We start from the raw sequence: 18,933 nt of genomic DNA, 5'->3' as shown, positions 1-18,933 counted from the left end.
CCAGCCGTTTTTTTGTTTACACTGCCGCCAGTCCCGCCCCATGCAGCCCGGCTGTTCGGCCCGCTGTTCGGCGGATGCGCAGATCGATCCCCCCGCCATGCGTGCGCGAGCCCGCCGCATGCGTGAAGTCCCCAACGCAAGGAGCAGCAATGCAAGCCATCGAAATCCGCGAGTACGGCGCCCCCGAAGTCCTGCAACTGGCGCAACGCCCCGACCCCGTGCCCAAGGCGGGCGAGATCCTGATCCGCGTGGCGGCGGCCGGCATCAACCGCCCGGACGTGTTCCAGCGCACCGGCAACTATCCGGTGCCGCCGGGCGCCTCCGACCTGCCGGGCCTGGAAGTGGCCGGCGTGGTGGCCGGCGGCGACCTGTTGCACGCCGACAACCGCTTCGGCCTGAAGCTGGGCGATCGCGTGTGCGCGCTGGTGCAGGGCGGCGGCTATGCCGAGCTGTGCGTGGCGCCCGCGGCGCAATGCCTGCCGGTGCCTGCGGGCCTGTCGGATATCGAGGCAGCCGCATTGCCGGAGACGTTCTTCACCGTGTGGAGCAACGTGTTCGATCGCGGCTACCTGGGCCGCGGCCCGCTGGGTAAGGACGAGACCCTGCTGATCCAGGGTGGCTCGAGCGGCATCGGCACGACCGCCATCCAGATTGCCAAGGCCCTCGGCCACAAGGTGTTCGTGACCGCCGGCAGCGCCGACAAGTGCCGTGCCTGCGAGGCACTGGGCGCCGATCGCGCCATCAACTACAAGACCGAGGACTTTGTCGCCGAGGTCAAGGCCCTGACCGGCGGCCGTGGCGCCGACGTCATCCTCGACATGGTGGCCGGCTCGTACCTGGCGCGCGAGCTGTCGTGCGTAGCCGACGATGGCCGCATCGTGATCATCGCGCTGCTGGGTGGCGCCAAGGCCGAGATCCCGCTGGGCGACATCCTGCGCCGCCGGATCACCGTGACCGGCTCCACGCTGCGTCCCCGCCCGGCCTCGTTCAAGGGCGAGATCGCACAGGCGCTGCACCAGCACGTGTGGCCGCTGCTGGCCGCGGGCAAGATCAAGCCGGTGATCCACCAGACCTTCCCGGCCGCCCAGGCCGCGGATGCGCATCGCCTGATGGAATCCAGTGAGCACATCGGCAAGATCGTCCTGACCTGGTGATGGCCTGGTAGCGGGCTGATGGCCGGGTGCGGCCGGGTGCGGCCGGGGCCGCGCGCCCCGGGCCGATTTCGGGGCCCTTCTGTGGCGTAGGGCCCTGGCCCGCGCTACAATAGCCGGTTTGATTGAGAGGGGCGCCCTGTGAGACAAAAGCTCGTTATCGGCAACTGGAAGATGCACGGCAGCCTGGCTGCCAATGTGACCTTGCTGGAAGCGATCAAGGCAGCGAGCGCAAGCGCACGCCTGGCGGTGTGTGCGCCGTTCCCGTATCTTGCACAGTGCCAGGCGTTGCTGGCCGGGTCCGCGGTGGCCTGGGGCGCGCAGGACGTGTCCGCCGAGGCGCGCGGCGCCTTCACGGGCGAAGTGGCGGCCTCCATGCTGGCTGAATTCGGTGTTGCGTATGCCCTGGTGGGCCATTCGGAGCGCCGCAGCTACCATGGCGAGACGGATGCCACGGTAGCGGCCAAGGCGCTGCGCGCGCTGGAGTTCGGCATTGTGCCGGTGGTGTGCGTGGGCGAGACCCTGGCGCAGCGCGAAGCAGGCGAGACCGAGGCCGTGGTTGGCCGTCAGCTCGGCGTCGTGCTCGAAGCCCTGTCGCTCGAGCAGCTCGGCCGCATCGTGCTGGCCTATGAGCCGGTGTGGGCGATCGGCACGGGCAAGACCGCAAGCAGCGAGCAGGCCCAGGCCGTGCACGCCTTCCTGCGCGCCCAGGTGGCGGCACGCGACGCAGGCGTGGCGGCTCGCATGGCCATGTTGTACGGCGGCAGCGTCAAGCCGGACAACGCGGCAGAACTGTTTTCCATGCCCGACATCGACGGGGGCCTCATTGGAGGCGCCTCGCTGAAGTCGGACGATTTCCTCGCGATCGGCAACGCCTGAATGCCGGCCGCTCATAGGGTCTGATCAGGCAAGCGAATCGAACCAAATGGCAATTTTCAAAACTTTGTTGGTAGTGGCGCAGGTACTGTCCGCGCTTGGCGTGATTGGCCTGGTGCTGCTGCAGCATGGCAAGGGCGCCGATGTCGGTGCGGCGTTCGGCTCGGGGGCCTCGGGCAGCCTGTTCGGCGCCACCGGCTCGGCCAACTTCCTGTCGCGTACCACCGCCGTGCTGGCGACGCTGTTCTTCATCTGCACGCTGAGCCTGACGCTGATGGGCAACTATCGGCCGGCAGCTTCGCTGGGCGTGATGGGCTCCGCGCCTGCGGTGGCACCGGCAGTGGCGGGAGCTTCGGCGCCTGCTGCTGCAGCGGCTGCCGCGGCATCGAATCCTTCTGCGCCTGCTGTACCGAAATAATCAACGAGCCTTGTGACTTATTCTTGAAGATTTTTGCTGTTGTGCATTGAACAAAACAAGAATCCTAGGTTAGAATACAAGGCTTGAAACGATCCCCCAGCGACGGGGCTCCAGCCAGGATAAGGTAGTATCCCAGCCAGAGTTCCGAAGGGTGTAACAACCCTGGGCCCTGAAAAGCCCGGCGCGAGGCAATATTGTTTCTCCCCCAGCCGACGTGGTGAAATTGGTAGACACGCTATCTTGAGGGGGTAGTGGCGAAAGCTGTGCGAGTTCGAGTCTCGCCGTCGGCACCAAACAACTTGATCGGGGCACCCATCCGGAAATCATCCCGGGCAGGTGTCCCGGCCAGTCCGCAAGGCGGCGTCGTAATTTCTACGGAATGGCGCTTGGGGTGGGCAACAGGACGCCGCTTACCGCTGGTGCTGTTGACAACATTCCAGATAAGGCTGGCCGTACCTTGAATCTCGAAGCCTACTTCCCCGTCCTCATCTTCATCATCTTCGGTGTCGTGCTCGGCATTGCACTGATGTCGATCGGCCGAATTCTCGGTCCAAACAAACCTGATCCCGCGAAGCTCTCTCCCTACGAGTGCGGCTTCGAAGCGTTCGAGGACGCGCGCATGAAGTTCGACGTGCGCTACTACCTCATCGCTATTCTTTTTATCCTGTTCGATCTCGAGACCGCCTTCCTGTTTCCCTGGGGTGTAGCCCTGCGGGATATCGGCTGGCCGGGTTTCTTCGCCATGGGCGTGTTTCTGCTGGAATTCATCGTGGGCTTCGTCTACATCTGGAAAAAGGGCGCGCTCGATTGGGAGTGATGTGATATGGCAATCGAAGGCGTTCTCAATGAAGGCTTCGTCACGACTACCGCTGACAAGCTGATCAACTGGACCCGCACCGGGTCGCTCTGGCCGATGACCTTTGGCCTGGCGTGCTGCGCTGTGGAAATGATGCATGCTGGCGCCGCGCGCTACGACATGGACCGCTTCGGCGTGATTTTCCGCCCGTCGCCGCGCCAGTCGGACGTGATGATCGTGGCCGGCACGCTGTGCAACAAGATGGCCCCCGCGCTGCGCAAGGTCTATGACCAGATGGCAGAGCCACGTTGGGTGATCTCGATGGGTTCCTGCGCGAATGGCGGTGGCTACTATCACTACTCGTATTCAGTGGTGCGTGGTTGCGATCGGATCGTGCCGGTGGATATCTATGTGCCTGGCTGCCCCCCGACGGCGGAAGCGCTGATCTACGGCATCATCCAGCTGCAGAACAAGATCCGTCGCACCAACACCATCGCGCGCAAGGGCTGACATGTCGAACCTCGATACTCTGAAGGCCGCGCTCGAAAAGGTACTGGGCAAGCGTATCCAGAAACTGGTAGAGGCGCTAGGCGAGATTACCCTTATCGTCAAGGCCGATGACTACCTGGAAAGCGCGCTGATGCTGCGCGACGACCCTGCACTGCATTTTGAGCAACTGCTCGATGTGTGCGGCGTCGACTATTCCACCTATGGCGACGGTGCCTGGGACGGTCCCCGTTTCGCGGTCGTGACGCATCTGATCTCGATCAAGCATAACTGGCGCCTGCGCGTACGCGTGTTCGCGCCGGACGACGACGTGCCCGTGGTGCCCTCGCTGAACGACGTCTGGAACTCGGCCAACTGGTTCGAGCGCGAAGCGTTCGACTTCTACGGCATCGTGTTCGAAGGCCACAACGACCTGCGCCGCCTGCTGACCGACTACGGTTTTGTCGGCCACCCGTTCCGCAAGGATTTCCCGGTCTCGGGCTATGTCGAGATGCGCTACGACCCCGAGCAAAAGCGGGTGATCTATCAGCCCGTCACGATCGAGCCGCGCGAGGTCACGCCCCGCGTGATCCGCGAAGAGAATTACGGCGGCTTGCAGCACTGAGAACGCGCAATGGCAGACATCAAGAATTACACCCTTAACTTCGGCCCGCAGCACCCCGCGGCACACGGCGTGCTGCGCCTTGTGCTGGAGCTGGACGGCGAAGTCATCCAGCGCGCCGACCCGCACATCGGCCTGCTGCACCGTGCCACCGAAAAGCTGGCAGAGCAGAAGACCTGGATCCAGAGCGTGCCGTACATGGACCGCCTCGACTACGTGTCGATGATGGTCAACGAGCATGCCTACGTGATGGCCATCGAGAAGATGCTGGGTCTCGAAGTGCCGATCCGCGCGCAATACATCCGCGTGATGTTCGACGAAATCACGCGCTTGCTGAACCACCTGATGTGGATCGGCTCGCACGCGCTCGACGTGGGCGCGATGGCGGTGTTCCTGTACGCCTTCCGCGAACGCGAAGACATGTTCGACATGTACGAGGCGGTGTCGGGCGCACGCATGCACGCGGCCTACTATCGTCCGGGCGGCGTGTATCGCGACCTGCCGGACACGATGCCGCAATACAAGGCGTCGAAGATCCACAACGAGCGCGCCATCAAGGCCATGAACGAAGCGCGTTCGGGCTCGCTGCTGGACTTCATCGAGGACTTCACCAACCGCTTCCCGAAGTACGTCGACGAATACGAGACGCTGCTGACGGACAACCGGATCTGGAAGCAACGCCTGGTCGGCATCGGCGTGGTGAGCCCCGAGCGCGCGCTGCAGATGGGCTTTACCGGCCCGATGCTGCGCGGCTCCGGCATCGAGTGGGACCTGCGCAAGAAGCAGCCCTACGAAGTGTATGACCGCATGGACTTCCAGGTGCCGGTGGGCGTGGGCGGCGATTGCTACTCGCGCTACCTGGTGCGCGTGGAGGAAATGCGCCAGTCCAACAACATCATCAAGCAGTGCATCGACTGGCTGCGCCGCAATCCGGGCCCGGTGATGAGCGACAACCACAAGGTGGCGCCGCCGTCGCGCGTGGACATGAAGTCGAACATGGAAGAGCTGATCCACCACTTCAAGCTCTTCACCGAAGGCATTCACGTGCCCGAAGGCGAGACCTACGCGGCAGTGGAGCACCCGAAGGGCGAGTTCGGCATCTATGCCATCTCCGACGGTGCGAACAAGCCGTATCGCCTGAAGATCCGTGCCCCGGGCTTTGCCCATCTGGCCGCACTGGATGAAATGGCCAAGGGCCACATGATTGCGGATGCGGTAACGATCATCGGTACGCAAGACATCGTCTTCGGCGAAATCGACCGCTGACGAGCCAACAAGAGCCGCCGGCCCCGGACGACGATCCGGGCGCCCCTGGCACGGACCCACAAACGATCGTGTCCGGTCACGGGAAACCCGCGGTGAGCCCTGCATGCCTTTGATCATGCGGGCTGCAACGGCAGCGACGGCTGCAAACCTGCGGGATGCGCGCCATGTGGCGGCGCAGATCCGCAAATGACACGGCGTATTACAGCAACGACCATGCTATCAGCAGAAGCTCTCAAGGAAATCGATCGCGCGATCGCCAAGTATCCGGCTGACCAGAAGCAGTCGGCCGTGATGGCGGCGTTGGCCGTGGCGCAGGGCGAAGTGGGCTGGGTCTCCCCGGAAGTCATGCAGTTTGTTGCCAGCTACCTCGACATGCCGCCGGTATGGGTCGAGGAGGTTGCAACCTTCTACAACATGTACGACACCAAGCCGGTCGGCAAGTACAAGCTCACCGTCTGCACCAACCTGCCGTGCGCACTCTCCGGCGGCGAACGGGCCGGCGACTACCTCAAGCAAAAGCTGGGGATCGGCTACAACGAGACTACCCCGTGCGGCACCTTCACCCTCAAGGAAGGCGAGTGCATGGGTGCCTGCGGCGACGCACCGGTGATGATCGTCAACAATACCCGCATGTGCAGCCATATGAGCGACGCCAAGCTGGACGCGCTCGTCGACGAGCTCAAGGCCGCCGGCAGCACTGCAGCCAAGGGGGATAAGTAACATGACCTCTCTGCACGACCGCCATATCAAGCCGCTGATCCTGGCTGGCCTCGATGGCAGCAACTGGCACCTCGACGACTACGTCAAGCGCGGTGGCTACCAGCAGCTCAAGCGCATCCTGCTTGAGAAGATCACGCCCGAGCAGGTGATCGCGGACGTCAAGGCCTCCGGGCTGCGCGGCCGTGGTGGCGCGGGCTTCCCCACCGGCCTGAAGTGGAGCTTCATGCCGCGTCAGTTCCCCGGCCAGAAGTACCTGGTCTGCAACACCGACGAGGGCGAGCCCGGTACCTTCAAGGACCGCGACATCATCCGCTACAACCCGCATGCGCTGATCGAAGGCATGGCCATCGGTGCGTACGCGATGGGCATCACCGTGGGCTACAACTACATCCACGGCGAGATCTGGAACGAATACAAGATCTTCGAGGAAGCCCTCGAAGAGGCACGTGCCGCCGGTTTCCTGGGTGAGAACATCCTGGGCTCGGGCTTCGACTTCCAGCTGCACGCCCACCACGGCTACGGCGCCTACATCTGTGGCGAGGAAACCGCGCTGCTCGAATCGCTGGAAGGCAAGAAAGGCCAGCCGCGCTTCAAGCCGCCGTTCCCGGCCAGCTTTGGCCTGTACGGCAAGCCGACCACCATCAACAACACGGAAACGTTTGCCGCGGTGCCGTTCCTGTTGTCGATCGGGCCGGAAAACTACCTGAAGATGGGCAAGCCGAACAACGGCGGCTCCAAGATCTTCTCGATCTCCGGCGACGTCGAGCGCCCCGGCAACTACGAGATCCCGCTGGGCACGCCGTTCGCGACCCTGCTGGAGCTCGCTGGCGGCATGCGCGCAGGCAAGCGCATCAAGGCCGTGATCCCGGGCGGCTCGTCCGCCCCGGTGGTGCCGGGCGACATGATGATGGCGTCCGACATGGACTATGACTCGATCGCCAAGGCCGGCTCGATGCTGGGCTCGGGCGCGGTGATCGTGATGGACGAGACGCGCTGCATGGTTCGCTCGCTGCTGCGTCTGTCGTATTTCTACTTTGAAGAATCGTGCGGCCAGTGCACGCCGTGCCGCGAAGGCACCGGCTGGCTCTATCGCATGGTGAATCGTATCGAACACGGAGAAGGGCGCCAGGAAGATCTGGACCTGCTCAATAACGTCGCTGAAAACATCATGGGCCGCACCATCTGCGCGCTCGGTGATGCGGCAGCGATGCCGGTCCGCGGCATGCTCAAGCACTACTGGAAAGAGTTCGAATATCACGTCGAACACAAGCAGTGCATGGTTCCGGCCTACTCTTAAGCGTGGCAGAACATGGTTGAACTCGAGATCGACGGCAAGAAGGTTGAGGTTGCTGAAGGCAGCCTGGTGATGGAAGCCGCCCGCCAGCTGGGCACCTACATCCCGCACTTCTGCTACCACCGTAAATTGTCCATCGCGGCGAACTGCCGCATGTGCCTGGTTGAGGTTGAGAAGGCGCCCAAGGCGCTGCCCGCCTGCGCCACGCCCGTCACCCCTGGCATGAAGGTCTTCACCAACTCGGAGAAGGCAGTCAAGGCCCAGAAGTCGGTGATGGAATTCCTGCTGATCAACCACCCGCTGGATTGCCCGATCTGCGATCAGGGCGGCGAGTGCCAGCTGCAGGATCTGGCCGTGGGCTACGGCGCATCGGAATCGCGCTACAAGGAAGAAAAGCGCGTCGTCTTCCACAAGAACGTGGGCCCGCTGATCTCCATGGAAGAGATGAGCCGCTGCATCCACTGCACCCGCTGCGTGCGCTTTGGCCAGGAAGTGGCCGGCGTGATGGAGCTGGGCATGCTGGGCCGCGGCGAGCACTCCGAGATCACGACCTTCGTTGGCCAGACCGTGGATTCGGAACTGTCCGGCAACATGATCGACCTGTGCCCGGTCGGCGCGCTGACCAGCAAGCCATTCCGCTACTCGGCCCGTACCTGGGAGCTGGCACGCCGCAAGTCGGTGTCGCCGCACGATGGCCTGGGCGCGAACCTGGTGGTGCAGACCAAGAACCAGCGCGTGATGCGCGTGCTGCCGCTGGATAACGAAGCCGTCAACGAATGCTGGCTGTCCGACAAGGACCGCTTCTCGTACGAGGGCCTGAACAGCCCGGACCGCCTCACCAAGCCGCTCGTCAAGCAGGGCGGCGAGTGGATGGAAACCGACTGGCAGACCGCGCTGGAATACGTGGCCAATGGCCTCGCGAGCATCAAGCGCGACCATGGCGCAGACCAGATCGCCGCGCTGGCCAGCCCGCACAGCACGCTGGAAGAGCTCCACCTGCTGGGCAAGCTGGTGCGTGGCCTGGGCAGCGACAACGTCGACTTCCGCCAGCGCCAGACCGATTTCTCGGCCGCCGTCAAGGGCGCGCCGTGGCTGGGCCTGCCGATCGCCGACGTCTCCACGCTGCAACGCGTGCTGGTGGTCGGTTCGTCGCTGCGCAAGGATCATCCGCTGCTGGCCGCGCGTTTGCGCCAGGCGGGCAAGAAGGGTGCCCGCGTGGCCGTGCTCGGCGCTACCGCCGACGACCTGCTGATGCCGCTGGCCGCACGCATTGACGTGGCGCCGTCCGGCTGGACCGCCGCCCTGGCCGGCGTGGCCCGTGCCGTTGCCGCCGCCAAGGGCGTGGCCGCGCCGGCGGGCACCGATGGCTTCGATGGCGACGACAAGTCCAAGCTGGTGGCCGACGCGCTGCTGTCGGGCGAGCGCCGCGCCGTGTTCCTCGGCAACGAGGCCGTGCGTCACCCGCAATTCGCCACGCTGCACGCGCTGGCACAGTGGATCGCCACGGAAACCGGCGCCACGCTGGGCTTCCTGACCGAAGCCGCGAACACCGTCGGTGGCTACATCGCCGGCGCGCTGCCGCAAAACGGCGGCGCCAACGCGCAGGCCATGTTCGACACGCCGCGCCGCGCCTACGTGCTGCTGAACACGGAACCCGAGTTCGATGCCGCCAACCCGAGCCAGGCGCTGGCCGCGCTGGCCCAGGCCGGCACCGTGGTGGTGCTGTCCGCGTTCCGCTCGGACGCCGCGCTGCAATACGCTGACGTGATCCTGCCGGTGACCCCGTTCACTGAAACCGCCGGCACGTTCGTGAACTGCGAAGGCCTGCCGCAAAGCTTCAACGGCGTCGTCCGTGCGCTGGGCGATTCGCGTCCGGGCTGGAAGGTGCTGCGCGTGCTGGGCAACCTGCTGGACGTGCCTGGCTTCGACTTCGAGACCGCCGAGAGCGTGCGCGACGAAGTGCTGGCCAAGCCGGTCGCACCGCAACTGAACAACGGCACCGACGCGGCCATCCGCGTGACCGCCCGGGCGGCAGGTGGGATCGAACGCATCGCCGATGTGCCGATCTACCACGCCGACCCGATCGTGCGCCGTGCCGATTCGCTGCAGCTGTCCGCAGCCGCGCGCCGCGCCATGCAAGCCGGCCTGTCGGCCGACCTGTTCGCCTCGCTGGGCGTGCAGGCTGGCGACCCGGTGCGCGTGACGCAAGGGCAGGGCAGCGTGGTGCTGCCGGCCGCCCTCGAAGCCGCGTTGCCTGCCGGCACCGTGCGCGTGTCCGCCGGCACCGTTGCCGCGACCACGCTGGGCGCACCGTTCGGCACCGTCACCGTAGAGAAAGCCATCGACCTGGCCGCCACCGCGAAAGGCGCGGCCGAGCCGGCGGCCACGGCATAAGAAGAGCGAGAAAGAAACATGATCGACTGGATTACCTCGCAAGGACAGAATCTCTTCGGCGGCGCCTGGACGCCGCTGTGGATCCTGATTCGCGCCGTGGTCATTGTGGTGCCGCTGCTGTTGTGCGTGGCCTACCTGATCCTGTGGGAGCGCAAGCTGATTGGCTGGATGCACGTGCGTATCGGCCCGAACCGGGTCGGCCCGCTGGGCCTGCTGCAGCCGATCGCCGACGTGCTCAAGCTGCTGCTCAAGGAAGTGATGATGCCCACGCAGGTCAGCCGGGGCATGTACCTGGTTGCTCCGCTGATGGTGCTGATGCCCGCGGTGGCGATCTGGGCGGTGATTCCGTTCCAGGCCGAAGTGGTGATGGCCAACGTCAACGCCGGCCTGCTGTACGTGATGGCGATCAGCTCGGTCGGCGTCTACGGCGTGATCCTGGCCGGCTGGGCCTCCAACTCCAAGTACGCCTTCATCGGCGCCATGCGCGCCGCGGCGCAGATGGTGTCGTATGAAATCGCCATGGGCTTCGCCCTGGTGACGGTGCTGATGGTGTCGGGCAGCCTGAACCTGTCGGCGATCGTCAACTCGCAGAACACCGGCTACTTCGCCAATATGGGGATCAACGTACTGTCGTGGAACTGGCTGCCGCTGCTGCCCATGTTCGGCGTGTACTTCATCTCCGGCGTGGCCGAAACCAACCGCCACCCGTTCGACGTGGTGGAAGGCGAGTCGGAAATCGTGGCTGGCCACATGATCGAGTACTCGGGCATGGGCTTCGCGCTGTTCTTCCTGGCTGAGTACATCAACATGATCGTCATCTCGACGATGACCGCGTTGATGTTCCTGGGAGGCTGGGCGCCGCCGTTCGAAAGCTTCATCACCAATGCGGTCCCGGGCTTCTTCTGGCTGCTGATCAAGGTATTCCTGCTGCTGTCGGTGTTTATCTGGATCCGTGCTTCGTTCCCGCGCTACCGCTATGACCAGATCATGCGCCTGGGCTGGAAGATCTTCATCCCGCTGACGGTGGGCTGGCTGATCATCGTGGCGATCTGGATCCGGTCGCCCTGGAATATCTGGCACTGAACGGCCAAAGCAAGGGCGCAACCGCATTCGGCGGCGCCCTGTGGAATCATTAGGAAGCAATCGTCATGCTGCTCGCCATCAAGGACTTCTTCAACAGCCTGCTCCTGAAGGAACTCTTCAAGGGCATGGCTCTGACCGGGCGCTATCTCTTCGCGCGCAAGATCACAGTCCAGTTCCCCGAAGAGAAAACGCCGATGTCGCCGCGTTTTCGCGGCCTGCACGCGCTGCGCCGCTACCCCAACGGGGAAGAGCGCTGCATCGCCTGCAAGCTGTGCGAAGCGGTTTGCCCGGCCGTGGCCATCACCATCGAGTCCGATGCCCGCGCCGACGGTACCCGCCGCACCACGCGCTATGACATCGACCTGACCAAGTGCATTTTCTGCGGCTTCTGCGAAGAAGCCTGCCCGGTCGACGCCATCGTCGAGACGCATATCCTCGAATACCACGGCGAGAAGCGCGGCGACCTGTACTTCACCAAGGACATGCTGCTGGCCGTGGGCGACCGCTACGAACCGCAGATCGCCGCGGCCAAGGCCGCGGACGCCAAGTACCGCTGATAAGGCGCATTACAGGGCGCGTGCGCTGAGTCTGGCGGACGTTGCCAATGAATAGTGAATCGGGCCCCGTGCGGGGCTAACGAAAAGGATGCCGCAAGGGGCAGGCCACCGGGGGTGGCTTGTGCCGGAAGGCTCAGAGAGGATCCGACAGGACCATGGAACTCACGACCACCATCTTCTATGTCTTTGCGCTGGTGCTGGTGCTCTCCGCACTGAAAGTCATCACCGCGAAGAACCCGGTGCACTCCGCACTGTTCCTCGTGCTGGCGTTTTTTACGGCAGCCGCGATCTGGATGCTGCTGAAGGCCGAATTCCTCGCCATCCTGCTGGTGCTCGTGTATGTGGGCGCGGTGATGGTGCTGTTCCTGTTCGTGGTGATGATGATCGATGTCGACATCGAACACCTGCGACGGGACTTCTGGACCTATGTGCCGCTGGCCTCGGTGGTCGGCGCGATGATCATTGCGGAAATGGCCACCGTGCTGGTGCGTAACTTCATCGGCACGACCACGCCGCTGAACAACGTGGTACACGGCCCGGAATACTCCAACACCGCCGAGCTCGGCAAGCTGATCTACACCGACTACAACTACGCCTTCGAAGTGGCCGGCATCATTCTGCTGGTGGCCATCATCGCCGCCGTGGCGCTGACGCTGCGCCACCGCAAGGATAGCAAGGCGCAAGACGTTGGCGTGCAGTTGCGTACCCGTCGCCAGGACCGCGTGCGCTTGGTCTCGATGCCCAGCGAAGCCCGTGCCGGCACCCAAGCCAGCCCGGATGCCGCGGCTGCCGCTAACAAGAACTAAAAGCCCGGAGAAACGCTGTGCTCTCTCTTGCCCATTTCCTCGTGCTCGGTGCGATCCTGTTCGCCATCAGCATCGTTGGTATTTTCCTGAACCGCAAGAACGTGATCGTGCTGCTGATGGCGATCGAGCTGATGCTGCTTGCGGTCAATATGAACTTCATCGCCTTTTCGCACTATCTGGGCGACCTGGCAGGACAGGTTTTCGTTTTCTTCATCCTCACGGTGGCTGCGGCCGAATCGGCAATCGGCCTTGCAATCCTGGTCGTGCTGTTCCGCAACCTGGACACGATCAACGTGGACGACATGGATACCCTCAAGGGCTGATCCCCGTCGCTACGTTATGAACCAAGACCGTTCTCCGACCGCACACCACTAAGCGTCCTATGGCAACCACGCTCGACCCCAACCTGCTACTGGCGATTCCGCTCGCACCGCTCGCCGGTGCAGCCATCGCCGGCCTGTTCGGCACCAAGTTCTTCGGCATGATCTCCTCGGAGACGCGCGCCGGCCGCACGCTGGCCCACACCGTGACGATTCTCGGTGTGGCGATTTCCTGCCTGCTGTCGATCATCGTGCTGATGGACGTCATGAACGGCGCGAGCTTCAACGCCACCGTGTACGAGTGGATGAAGATCGGCGACCTGAAGATGGAAGTGGGCTTCCTGGTCGACTCGCTGACCGCGATGATGATGGTGGTGGTGAGCTTCGTCTCGCTGATGGTGCACATCTACACCGTCGGCTACATGAGCGAAGACCCCGGCTACAACCGCTTCTTCGCCTACATCTCGCTGTTCACCTTCTCGATGTTGATGCTGGTGATGAGCAACAACTTCCTGCAGCTGTTCTTCGGCTGGGAAGCTGTGGGCCTGGTGTCCTACCTGCTGATCGGCTTCTGGTACACCCGCCCGACCGCCATCTTCGCCAACCTGAAGGCCTTCCTGGTCAACCGCGTGGGTGACTTCGGCTTCATTCTCGGCATCGGCCTGCTGCTGGCCTACAGCGGCAGCATGAACTACACCGACGTTTTCGCCGCGCGCGACCAGCTCGCCACGGTGATCTTCCCGGGCACCGACTGGCTGATGATCACGGTCGCCTGCATCTGCCTGTTCATCGGCGCCATGGGCAAGTCGGCCCAGTTCCCGCTGCACGTCTGGCTGCCTGACTCGATGGAAGGCCCGACCCCGATCTCCGCCCTGATCCACGCCGCCACCATGGTGACGGCCGGCATCTTCATGGTCGCGCGCATGTCGCCGCTGTTCGAGCTGTCGGACACCGCGCTGTCGTTCGTGCTGGTCATCGGCGCCATTACCGCGCTGTTCATGGGCTTCCTGGGCATCATCCAGAACGACATCAAGCGCGTGGTGGCTTACTCCACGCTGTCGCAGCTCGGCTACATGACGGTTGCCCTGGGCGCCTCGGCTTACTCGGTGGCCGTGTTCCACCTGATGACCCACGCGTTCTTCAAGGCACTGCTGTTCCTGGCGGCCGGCTCGGTCATCATCGGCATGCACCACGACCAGGACATCCGCAACATGGGTGGCCTGCGCAAGTACATGCCGATCACCTGGATCACCTCGCTGGTGGGCTCGCTGGCGCTGATCGGCACGCCGTTCTTCGCGGGCTTCTACTCCAAGGACTCGATCATCGAGGCCGTGGCCGAGTCGCATATCCCGGGCTCCGGCTTTGCTTACTTCGCGGTGCTGGCCGGCGTGTTCGTCACGGCGTTCTACTCCTTCCGCATGTACTTCCTGGTGTTCCACGGCGAAGAGCGTTTCGGCAAGGAAGACCACCACGCGCATCACGCGGGCAACCACGAAGACGAGGAAGTCACGGCCGACCATCATCACGGCCTGTCCCCGGGCGAGAAGCCGCACGAGTCGCCGTGGGTTGTCACGCTGCCGCTGGTGCTGCTGGCGATCCCTTCGGTGGTGATCGGCGCCATCGCGATCGGTCCGATGCTGTTCGGCGACTTCTTCAAGCACGGCGTGGCCTTCAAGGACGTGATCTACGTCGGCGAGAACCACCATGCGATGGAAGAGCTTGGACAAGCCTTCCACGGCTGGGTGGCGATGGGCCTGCATTCGCTGACCACGCCGGTGCTGTGGCTGGCGATCGCCGGTGTGGTGCTGTCCTGGTTCTTCTACATGAAGCGCCCGGACATCCCGGCTGCCATCAAGCAACGTTTCTCGGGCCTGTACGCGCTGCTCGACAACAAGTACTACATGGACGCGATCAACCAGGTCGTGTTTGCCCGCGGTGCCCGTCTGCTCGGCACCGGCCTGTGGAAGGGCGGCGACCAGGGCCTGATCGACGGGCTGGTGGTCAACGGTGCCGCGCGCGTGGTGGCCTGGTTCGCGTCGGTAAGCCGTTACCTGCAATCCGGCTACATCTATCACTACGCATTCGCCATGATCCTGGGCATGTTGATACTGCTGACGATGACGGTGTTCGGCACCTCGTTCGCCACGGTGAGCGCCAAGTAAGGAAAACTAGAAAATGGTTCTGTCTTTCGCTATCTGGCTGCCAATCTTTTTTGGCTTGCTGGTCCTTGCCTCGGGTTCCGACCGTAGTCCCGGCTACGTCCGCTGGATGTCGCTGTTCGGCTCGATCGCCAGCTTCGTCGTGACGCTGCCGCTGGTATTGCACTTCGACCGTTCCACGGCTGCCATGCAGTTCGTCGAGAAGTCGAACTGGATCGAGCGCTTCAACATCAGCTACCACCTGGGTGTCGACGGCATCTCGATGTGGTTCGTGGTGCTGACCGCCTTCATCACGGTGATCGTGGTGATCTCCGCCTGGGAAGTGATCACCGAGCGCGTGGCCGAGTACATGGCCTCGTTCCTGATCCTGTCGGGCCTGATGGTCGGCGTGTTCTGCGCGCTCAACGGCATGCTGTTCTACGTGTTCTTCGAGGCCACGCTGATCCCGATGTACATCATCATCGGCGTCTGGGGCGGCCCGAACCGTGTGTACGCAGCCTTCAAGTTCTTCCTCTACACGCTGCTCGGCTCGCTGCTGACGCTGGTTGCGCTGCTGTACCTATACAGCAAGACCGGCACCTTCGACATCCTCGAATGGCACCAGGCCAAGCTGTCGATGAACGAGCAGATCGCCCTGTTCATCGCGTTCTTCCTGGCCTTCGCGGTCAAGGTGCCGATGTGGCCGGTCCACACCTGGCTGCCGGACGCGCACGTGGAGGCGCCGACTGGTGGTTCGGTGGTGCTGGCCGCCATCATGCTGAAGCTGGGCGCCTACGGTTTCCTGCGGTTCTCGCTGCCGATCGCGCCGGATGCCAGCCATAGCATGGCCACCTTCATCATCACCATCTCGCTGATCGCCGTGATCTACATCGGCCTGGTCGCAATGGTGCAGGCCGACATGAAGAAGCTGGTGGCGTATTCGTCGATCGCCCACATGGGCTTCGTCACGCTGGGCTTCTTCATCTTCAACGAGATCGGCATCGAGGGCGGCATCATCCAGATGATCTCCCACGGCTTTATCTCGGGCGCCATGTTCCTTTGCATCGGCGTGCTGTATGACCGCGTGCACTCGCGCCAGATCGCCGACTACGGCGGTGTGGTGAATACCATGCCGAAGTTCGCGGCGCTGTCGGTGTTCTTTGGCATGGCCAACTGCGGCTTGCCGGCCACCTCGGGTTTCGTCGGCGAGTTCATGGTGATCCTGGGCGCGGTCAAGTTCAACTTCTGGATCGGCCTGCTGGCAGCCACCGCGCTGATCCTGGGCGCCGCCTATTCGCTGTGGATGGTCAAGCGCGTGATTTTTGGCGACGTGGTGCACAAGCACGTGGCCGAACTGGTCGACCTGAACAAGCGCGAGTTCTTCATGCTCGGCCTGCTGGCGATCGCGACGCTCTATATGGGCCTGTATCCGAAACCCTTCACCGATGTGATGCACGCCTCCGTTGTGAACCTGCTGTCGCACGTGGCGCAGTCGAAGCTGTAATCGGGGAGAGAAACAAACATGCAACCGTCCTCGACATTGGCACCTGTGGCGCCAATCATTTTCCTGGCGATCGCGATCGCCGCGGTCAACTGGATCGACCTTGCCCGCGGCAAGACCCGGTCCAGCGTGGCCTATCCGTTGTCGCTGCTCACCACGCTCGTGCTGACCGTGTGGTTCGGCCTGAACGCCGCCGCCGGCGAGACGCACTACGCCTTCACCAACCTGGTGGTGGTGGATCCGATGGCCAATGTGCTGTCGGCCTTCGCCTCCGGCGCGCTGTTCGTCACGCTGGTCTATACGCGCAGCTACCTGGCTGACCGCGACATGTACAGCGGCGAGTTCTACATGCTCGCGCTGTTTACGCTCGGCGGCCAGATCGTGATGATCACCGGCAACAACTTCCTGACCCTGTACCTGGGCCTGGAACTGCTGTCGCTGGCGTCCTACGCGCTGGTGGCGCTGCGCCGCGATAACCGTGTGACGTCCGAATCGGCCATCAAGTACTTCGTGCTGGGCGCGCTGGCCTCGGGCTTCCTGCTGTACGGCATGTCCATGCTGTACGGTGCTACCGGTTCGCTCAACCTCGGCCAAGTGTTCCGCGTCGTGGAGTCGGGCCGCGTCAACACCACCATGCTGGCCTTTGGCGTGGTCTTCCTGGTGGCGGGCATTGCGTTCAAGATGGGCGCCGCGCCGTTCCACATGTGGATTCCCGATATCTACCAGGGCTCGCCGACCGCGGTGACGCTGCTGATCGCCGGCGCACCGAAGCTTGCCGCCTTCGCCATGGCGCTGCGCCTGCTTGTGGAAGGCCTGCTGCCGCTGGCGGTGGACTGGCAAGTGATGCTGGTCGTGCTGGCTGTGGCCTCGCTGGCGATCGGCAACCTGACCGCCATCGTGCAGACCAACCTGAAGCGGATGCTGGCGTATTCCACCATCTCGCACATGGGCTTCCTGCTGCTGGGCATGCTTTCCGGCGTGGCCGACGGCAAGGCCGACGGCGCCGCCAGCGCCTACGGTTCGTCGATGTTCTACGCCGTGACCTACGTGATCACCACGCTGGGCACCTTCGGCATCATCCTGCTGCGCGCCGGCAAGGATTTCGAGGCCGAGACCCTGGACGACCTCAAGGGCTTGTCGCGCAAGAATCCGTGGTACGCGCTGCTGATGCTGGTGATGATGTTCTCGCTGGCCGGCATCCCGCCGACCATGGGTTTCTACGCCAAGCTGGCCGTACTCGAGGCGGTGGTCCGCAGCGGCATGACCTGGCTGGCCGTGGTCGCGGTGCTGTTCTCGCTGATCGGCGCGTTCTACTACCTGCGCGTGGTCAAGCTGATGTACTTCGACGCGCCGACCGACGACGTCAAGCTGGAATCGTCGATGGGCCTGCGCTCGATGCTGACCCTGAACGGCGCGGTCATCATTGCCCTGGGCCTGTTCCCGGCAGCGCTGATGAACCTGTGCTACCAGGCCATCCGCGCCTCGCTGGCGTCCTGATGCACGACGGCGGCGTAGCGATATGAGTGCATCCGCGGCGGGCTGGTTTGTCATCTTGCTGGCATTGGTCTGTGCCAACCTGCCGTTTATCAACCAGCGCCTGTTTGCGCTGATTCCGCTGCGCTTCGCCAGGAAGCCGCTGTGGATGAGGCTGGCCGAGTTGATCACCTGGTATGTGGCGGCAGGCCTGGCCGGCTTCGCCGTGGAGGCGGGGCTGGGCAACGCCTTCGCGCAGGGCTGGCAGTTCTACGCCATCACCGCCTGCATGATGCTGGTGTTTGCCTTCCCGGGCTTCACCTGGCAGTACCTCGTCAAACATCGCGCGGCCTGAGGCCGGGTAGCGAAGGCGCCCGGGCCGGCCGCGTCCGGACCCGGAGCTTTCATGAGCGACAAGATTGACACGCTGGACGCCGGCGAGATCGCCGCTGGCGACGATCAAGGCCTGAAAGAAGTGTGCGTGGCGTCCGCCACGCTGCACACAGGCAAATTCCTCACGCTCAAGCAAGATATCGTCAAGCTGCCCGACGGCAAGCATGCCGGGCGCGAATACGTGCTGCATCCCGGCGCGGTGATGATGATCCCGCTGTTCGACGACGGCACCGTGCTGCTGGAGCGGCAGTACCGCTATCCGGTTGGCGAGGTGATGCTTGAGTTTCCTGCTGGCAAGCTGGATCCCCAGGAAGGCGCGCAGCGCTGCGGCGAGCGCGAGCTCCGCGAGGAAACCGGCTACAGCGCGCGGCGCTGGGATTACCTGACGCGCATCCATCCCGTCATTTCGTATTCCACCGAGTTTATCGATATCTTCCTGGCGCGGGATCTGACCGCCGGGCCGGCGCAGCTCGATGAAGGCGAATTCCTCGAAACGTTTATCGTGCCCGCGGGGCAGGTGATCGACTGGGTGCGCTCGGGGCGGATTACCGACGTCAAGACGATCATTGGGGCGTTTTGGCTGGAGAAGGTGGTGTCGGGGGTATGGGGGGTGGGGGAGCAGGTGTTGCCGGTGTAAAG

19 protein-coding genes and 1 tRNA gene are annotated in these 18,933 nt (G+C 63.6%); all 20 read left to right on the top strand.

Annotation, left to right across the window (positions count from 1 at the left end; genetic code table 11):
- Positions 1 to 149: 149 nt before the first annotated feature.
- The 20 genes from ACYP5B_RS09475 (at position 150) to ACYP5B_RS09380 (ending at position 18,931) form a co-directional block, all read left to right on the top strand.
- Entirely contained in the window at positions 150 to 1,154 is a 1,005-nt protein-coding gene (locus ACYP5B_RS09475) for an NAD(P)H-quinone oxidoreductase (RefSeq protein WP_459569417.1), read from the top strand.
- A 138-nt stretch (positions 1,155 to 1,292) separates the two neighbouring features.
- Positions 1,293 to 2,030, top strand: a complete 738-nt coding sequence (gene tpiA / locus ACYP5B_RS09470) for a triose-phosphate isomerase (protein WP_318236431.1) — start codon at positions 1,293 to 1,295, stop codon at positions 2,028 to 2,030.
- A gap of 46 nt (positions 2,031 to 2,076) precedes the next feature.
- Positions 2,077 to 2,445: a preprotein translocase subunit SecG gene (gene secG, locus ACYP5B_RS09465; RefSeq protein ID WP_267605996.1), complete on the top strand. Its 369-nt coding sequence runs from the start codon at positions 2,077 to 2,079 to the stop codon at positions 2,443 to 2,445.
- 208 nt (positions 2,446 to 2,653) lie between these two features.
- A tRNA-Leu gene (locus ACYP5B_RS09460) sits at positions 2,654 to 2,738 on the top strand.
- 164 nt (positions 2,739 to 2,902) lie between these two features.
- On the top strand, positions 2,903 to 3,262 hold the full coding sequence (locus ACYP5B_RS09455; protein ID WP_006156838.1) for an NADH-quinone oxidoreductase subunit A: 360 nt from the start codon (positions 2,903 to 2,905) through the stop codon (positions 3,260 to 3,262).
- A gap of 6 nt (positions 3,263 to 3,268) precedes the next feature.
- Positions 3,269 to 3,751: a NuoB/complex I 20 kDa subunit family protein gene (locus tag ACYP5B_RS09450; RefSeq protein WP_006156837.1), complete on the top strand. Its 483-nt coding sequence runs from the start codon at positions 3,269 to 3,271 to the stop codon at positions 3,749 to 3,751.
- 1 nt (position 3,752) lies between these two features.
- Positions 3,753 to 4,352, top strand: a complete 600-nt coding sequence (locus tag ACYP5B_RS09445; RefSeq protein ID WP_318236430.1) for an NADH-quinone oxidoreductase subunit C — start codon at positions 3,753 to 3,755, stop codon at positions 4,350 to 4,352.
- A gap of 9 nt (positions 4,353 to 4,361) precedes the next feature.
- Positions 4,362 to 5,615, top strand: coding sequence for an NADH-quinone oxidoreductase subunit D (locus ACYP5B_RS09440; protein WP_006156835.1), 1,254 nt, complete (start codon positions 4,362 to 4,364; stop codon positions 5,613 to 5,615).
- A gap of 213 nt (positions 5,616 to 5,828) precedes the next feature.
- Entirely contained in the window at positions 5,829 to 6,335 is a 507-nt protein-coding gene (gene nuoE / locus ACYP5B_RS09435) for an NADH-quinone oxidoreductase subunit NuoE (RefSeq protein ID WP_006156834.1), read from the top strand.
- 1 nt (position 6,336) lies between these two features.
- Entirely contained in the window at positions 6,337 to 7,632 is a 1,296-nt protein-coding gene (gene nuoF, locus ACYP5B_RS09430; protein ID WP_318236429.1) for an NADH-quinone oxidoreductase subunit NuoF, read from the top strand.
- Positions 7,633 to 7,644: 12 nt separating this feature from the next.
- Positions 7,645 to 10,023 carry an NADH-quinone oxidoreductase subunit NuoG gene (gene nuoG, locus ACYP5B_RS09425; RefSeq protein ID WP_459569416.1) on the top strand — a complete coding sequence of 793 codons (2,379 nt, stop codon included), beginning with the start codon at positions 7,645 to 7,647 and terminating at the stop codon, positions 10,021 to 10,023.
- Between the two features lie 18 nt (positions 10,024 to 10,041).
- Positions 10,042 to 11,106, top strand: coding sequence for an NADH-quinone oxidoreductase subunit NuoH (gene nuoH / locus ACYP5B_RS09420; RefSeq protein WP_267606000.1), 1,065 nt, complete (start codon positions 10,042 to 10,044; stop codon positions 11,104 to 11,106).
- A 65-nt stretch (positions 11,107 to 11,171) separates the two neighbouring features.
- Positions 11,172 to 11,663 (top strand): NADH-quinone oxidoreductase subunit NuoI, encoded by a 492-nt coding sequence (gene nuoI, locus ACYP5B_RS09415; RefSeq protein ID WP_267606001.1) that lies wholly within the window; start codon positions 11,172 to 11,174, stop codon positions 11,661 to 11,663.
- Positions 11,664 to 11,818: 155 nt separating this feature from the next.
- The gene (locus ACYP5B_RS09410) at positions 11,819 to 12,469 is read left to right on the top strand and encodes an NADH-quinone oxidoreductase subunit J (protein ID WP_267606002.1); all 651 of its coding nucleotides are present in this window, start codon (positions 11,819 to 11,821) and stop codon (positions 12,467 to 12,469) included.
- 17 nt (positions 12,470 to 12,486) lie between these two features.
- Positions 12,487 to 12,792 carry an NADH-quinone oxidoreductase subunit NuoK gene (nuoK, locus tag ACYP5B_RS09405; protein WP_267606003.1) on the top strand — a complete coding sequence of 102 codons (306 nt, stop codon included), beginning with the start codon at positions 12,487 to 12,489 and terminating at the stop codon, positions 12,790 to 12,792.
- Positions 12,793 to 12,851: 59 nt separating this feature from the next.
- Positions 12,852 to 14,951, top strand: coding sequence for an NADH-quinone oxidoreductase subunit L (gene nuoL, locus ACYP5B_RS09400; RefSeq protein WP_459569415.1), 2,100 nt, complete (start codon positions 12,852 to 12,854; stop codon positions 14,949 to 14,951).
- Between the two features lie 13 nt (positions 14,952 to 14,964).
- Positions 14,965 to 16,431 (top strand): NADH-quinone oxidoreductase subunit M, encoded by a 1,467-nt coding sequence (locus ACYP5B_RS09395; RefSeq protein WP_400099385.1) that lies wholly within the window; start codon positions 14,965 to 14,967, stop codon positions 16,429 to 16,431.
- Between the two features lie 18 nt (positions 16,432 to 16,449).
- Complete coding sequence (gene nuoN / locus ACYP5B_RS09390; RefSeq protein WP_400099383.1) at positions 16,450 to 17,925, top strand: NADH-quinone oxidoreductase subunit NuoN; 1,476 nt, start codon at positions 16,450 to 16,452, stop codon at positions 17,923 to 17,925.
- A gap of 22 nt (positions 17,926 to 17,947) precedes the next feature.
- On the top strand, positions 17,948 to 18,256 hold the full coding sequence (locus ACYP5B_RS09385; RefSeq protein ID WP_267606007.1) for a DUF2818 family protein: 309 nt from the start codon (positions 17,948 to 17,950) through the stop codon (positions 18,254 to 18,256).
- 51 nt (positions 18,257 to 18,307) lie between these two features.
- The gene (locus tag ACYP5B_RS09380; RefSeq protein WP_459569414.1) at positions 18,308 to 18,931 is read left to right on the top strand and encodes an NUDIX domain-containing protein; all 624 of its coding nucleotides are present in this window, start codon (positions 18,308 to 18,310) and stop codon (positions 18,929 to 18,931) included.
- Positions 18,932 to 18,933: the final 2 nt, after the last annotated feature.

The sequence above is a fragment of the Cupriavidus sp. 8B genome, from assembly GCF_054589115.1.
Note: the sequence above shows the minus strand (reverse complement) of the source record. Positions and strands in the feature narration are given on the sequence as shown.

Coding starts and splice junctions, on each gene's coding strand:
- ACYP5B_RS09380 (WP_459569414.1), top strand. CDS start 18,308: ATGAGCGACAAGATTGACACGCTGGACGCCGGCGAGATCGCCGCTGGC.
- ACYP5B_RS09440 (WP_006156835.1), top strand. CDS start 4,362: ATGGCAGACATCAAGAATTACACCCTTAACTTCGGCCCGCAGCACCCC.
- ACYP5B_RS09475 (WP_459569417.1), top strand. CDS start 150: ATGCAAGCCATCGAAATCCGCGAGTACGGCGCCCCCGAAGTCCTGCAA.
- ACYP5B_RS09450 (WP_006156837.1), top strand. CDS start 3,269: ATGGCAATCGAAGGCGTTCTCAATGAAGGCTTCGTCACGACTACCGCT.
- nuoE (WP_006156834.1), top strand. CDS start 5,829: ATGCTATCAGCAGAAGCTCTCAAGGAAATCGATCGCGCGATCGCCAAG.
- secG (WP_267605996.1), top strand. CDS start 2,077: ATGGCAATTTTCAAAACTTTGTTGGTAGTGGCGCAGGTACTGTCCGCG.
- nuoF (WP_318236429.1), top strand. CDS start 6,337: ATGACCTCTCTGCACGACCGCCATATCAAGCCGCTGATCCTGGCTGGC.
- nuoG (WP_459569416.1), top strand. CDS start 7,645: ATGGTTGAACTCGAGATCGACGGCAAGAAGGTTGAGGTTGCTGAAGGC.
- nuoI (WP_267606001.1), top strand. CDS start 11,172: ATGCTGCTCGCCATCAAGGACTTCTTCAACAGCCTGCTCCTGAAGGAA.
- ACYP5B_RS09445 (WP_318236430.1), top strand. CDS start 3,753: ATGTCGAACCTCGATACTCTGAAGGCCGCGCTCGAAAAGGTACTGGGC.
- nuoH (WP_267606000.1), top strand. CDS start 10,042: ATGATCGACTGGATTACCTCGCAAGGACAGAATCTCTTCGGCGGCGCC.
- nuoL (WP_459569415.1), top strand. CDS start 12,852: ATGGCAACCACGCTCGACCCCAACCTGCTACTGGCGATTCCGCTCGCA.
- ACYP5B_RS09395 (WP_400099385.1), top strand. CDS start 14,965: ATGGTTCTGTCTTTCGCTATCTGGCTGCCAATCTTTTTTGGCTTGCTG.
- ACYP5B_RS09410 (WP_267606002.1), top strand. CDS start 11,819: ATGGAACTCACGACCACCATCTTCTATGTCTTTGCGCTGGTGCTGGTG.
- ACYP5B_RS09385 (WP_267606007.1), top strand. CDS start 17,948: ATGAGTGCATCCGCGGCGGGCTGGTTTGTCATCTTGCTGGCATTGGTC.
- nuoN (WP_400099383.1), top strand. CDS start 16,450: ATGCAACCGTCCTCGACATTGGCACCTGTGGCGCCAATCATTTTCCTG.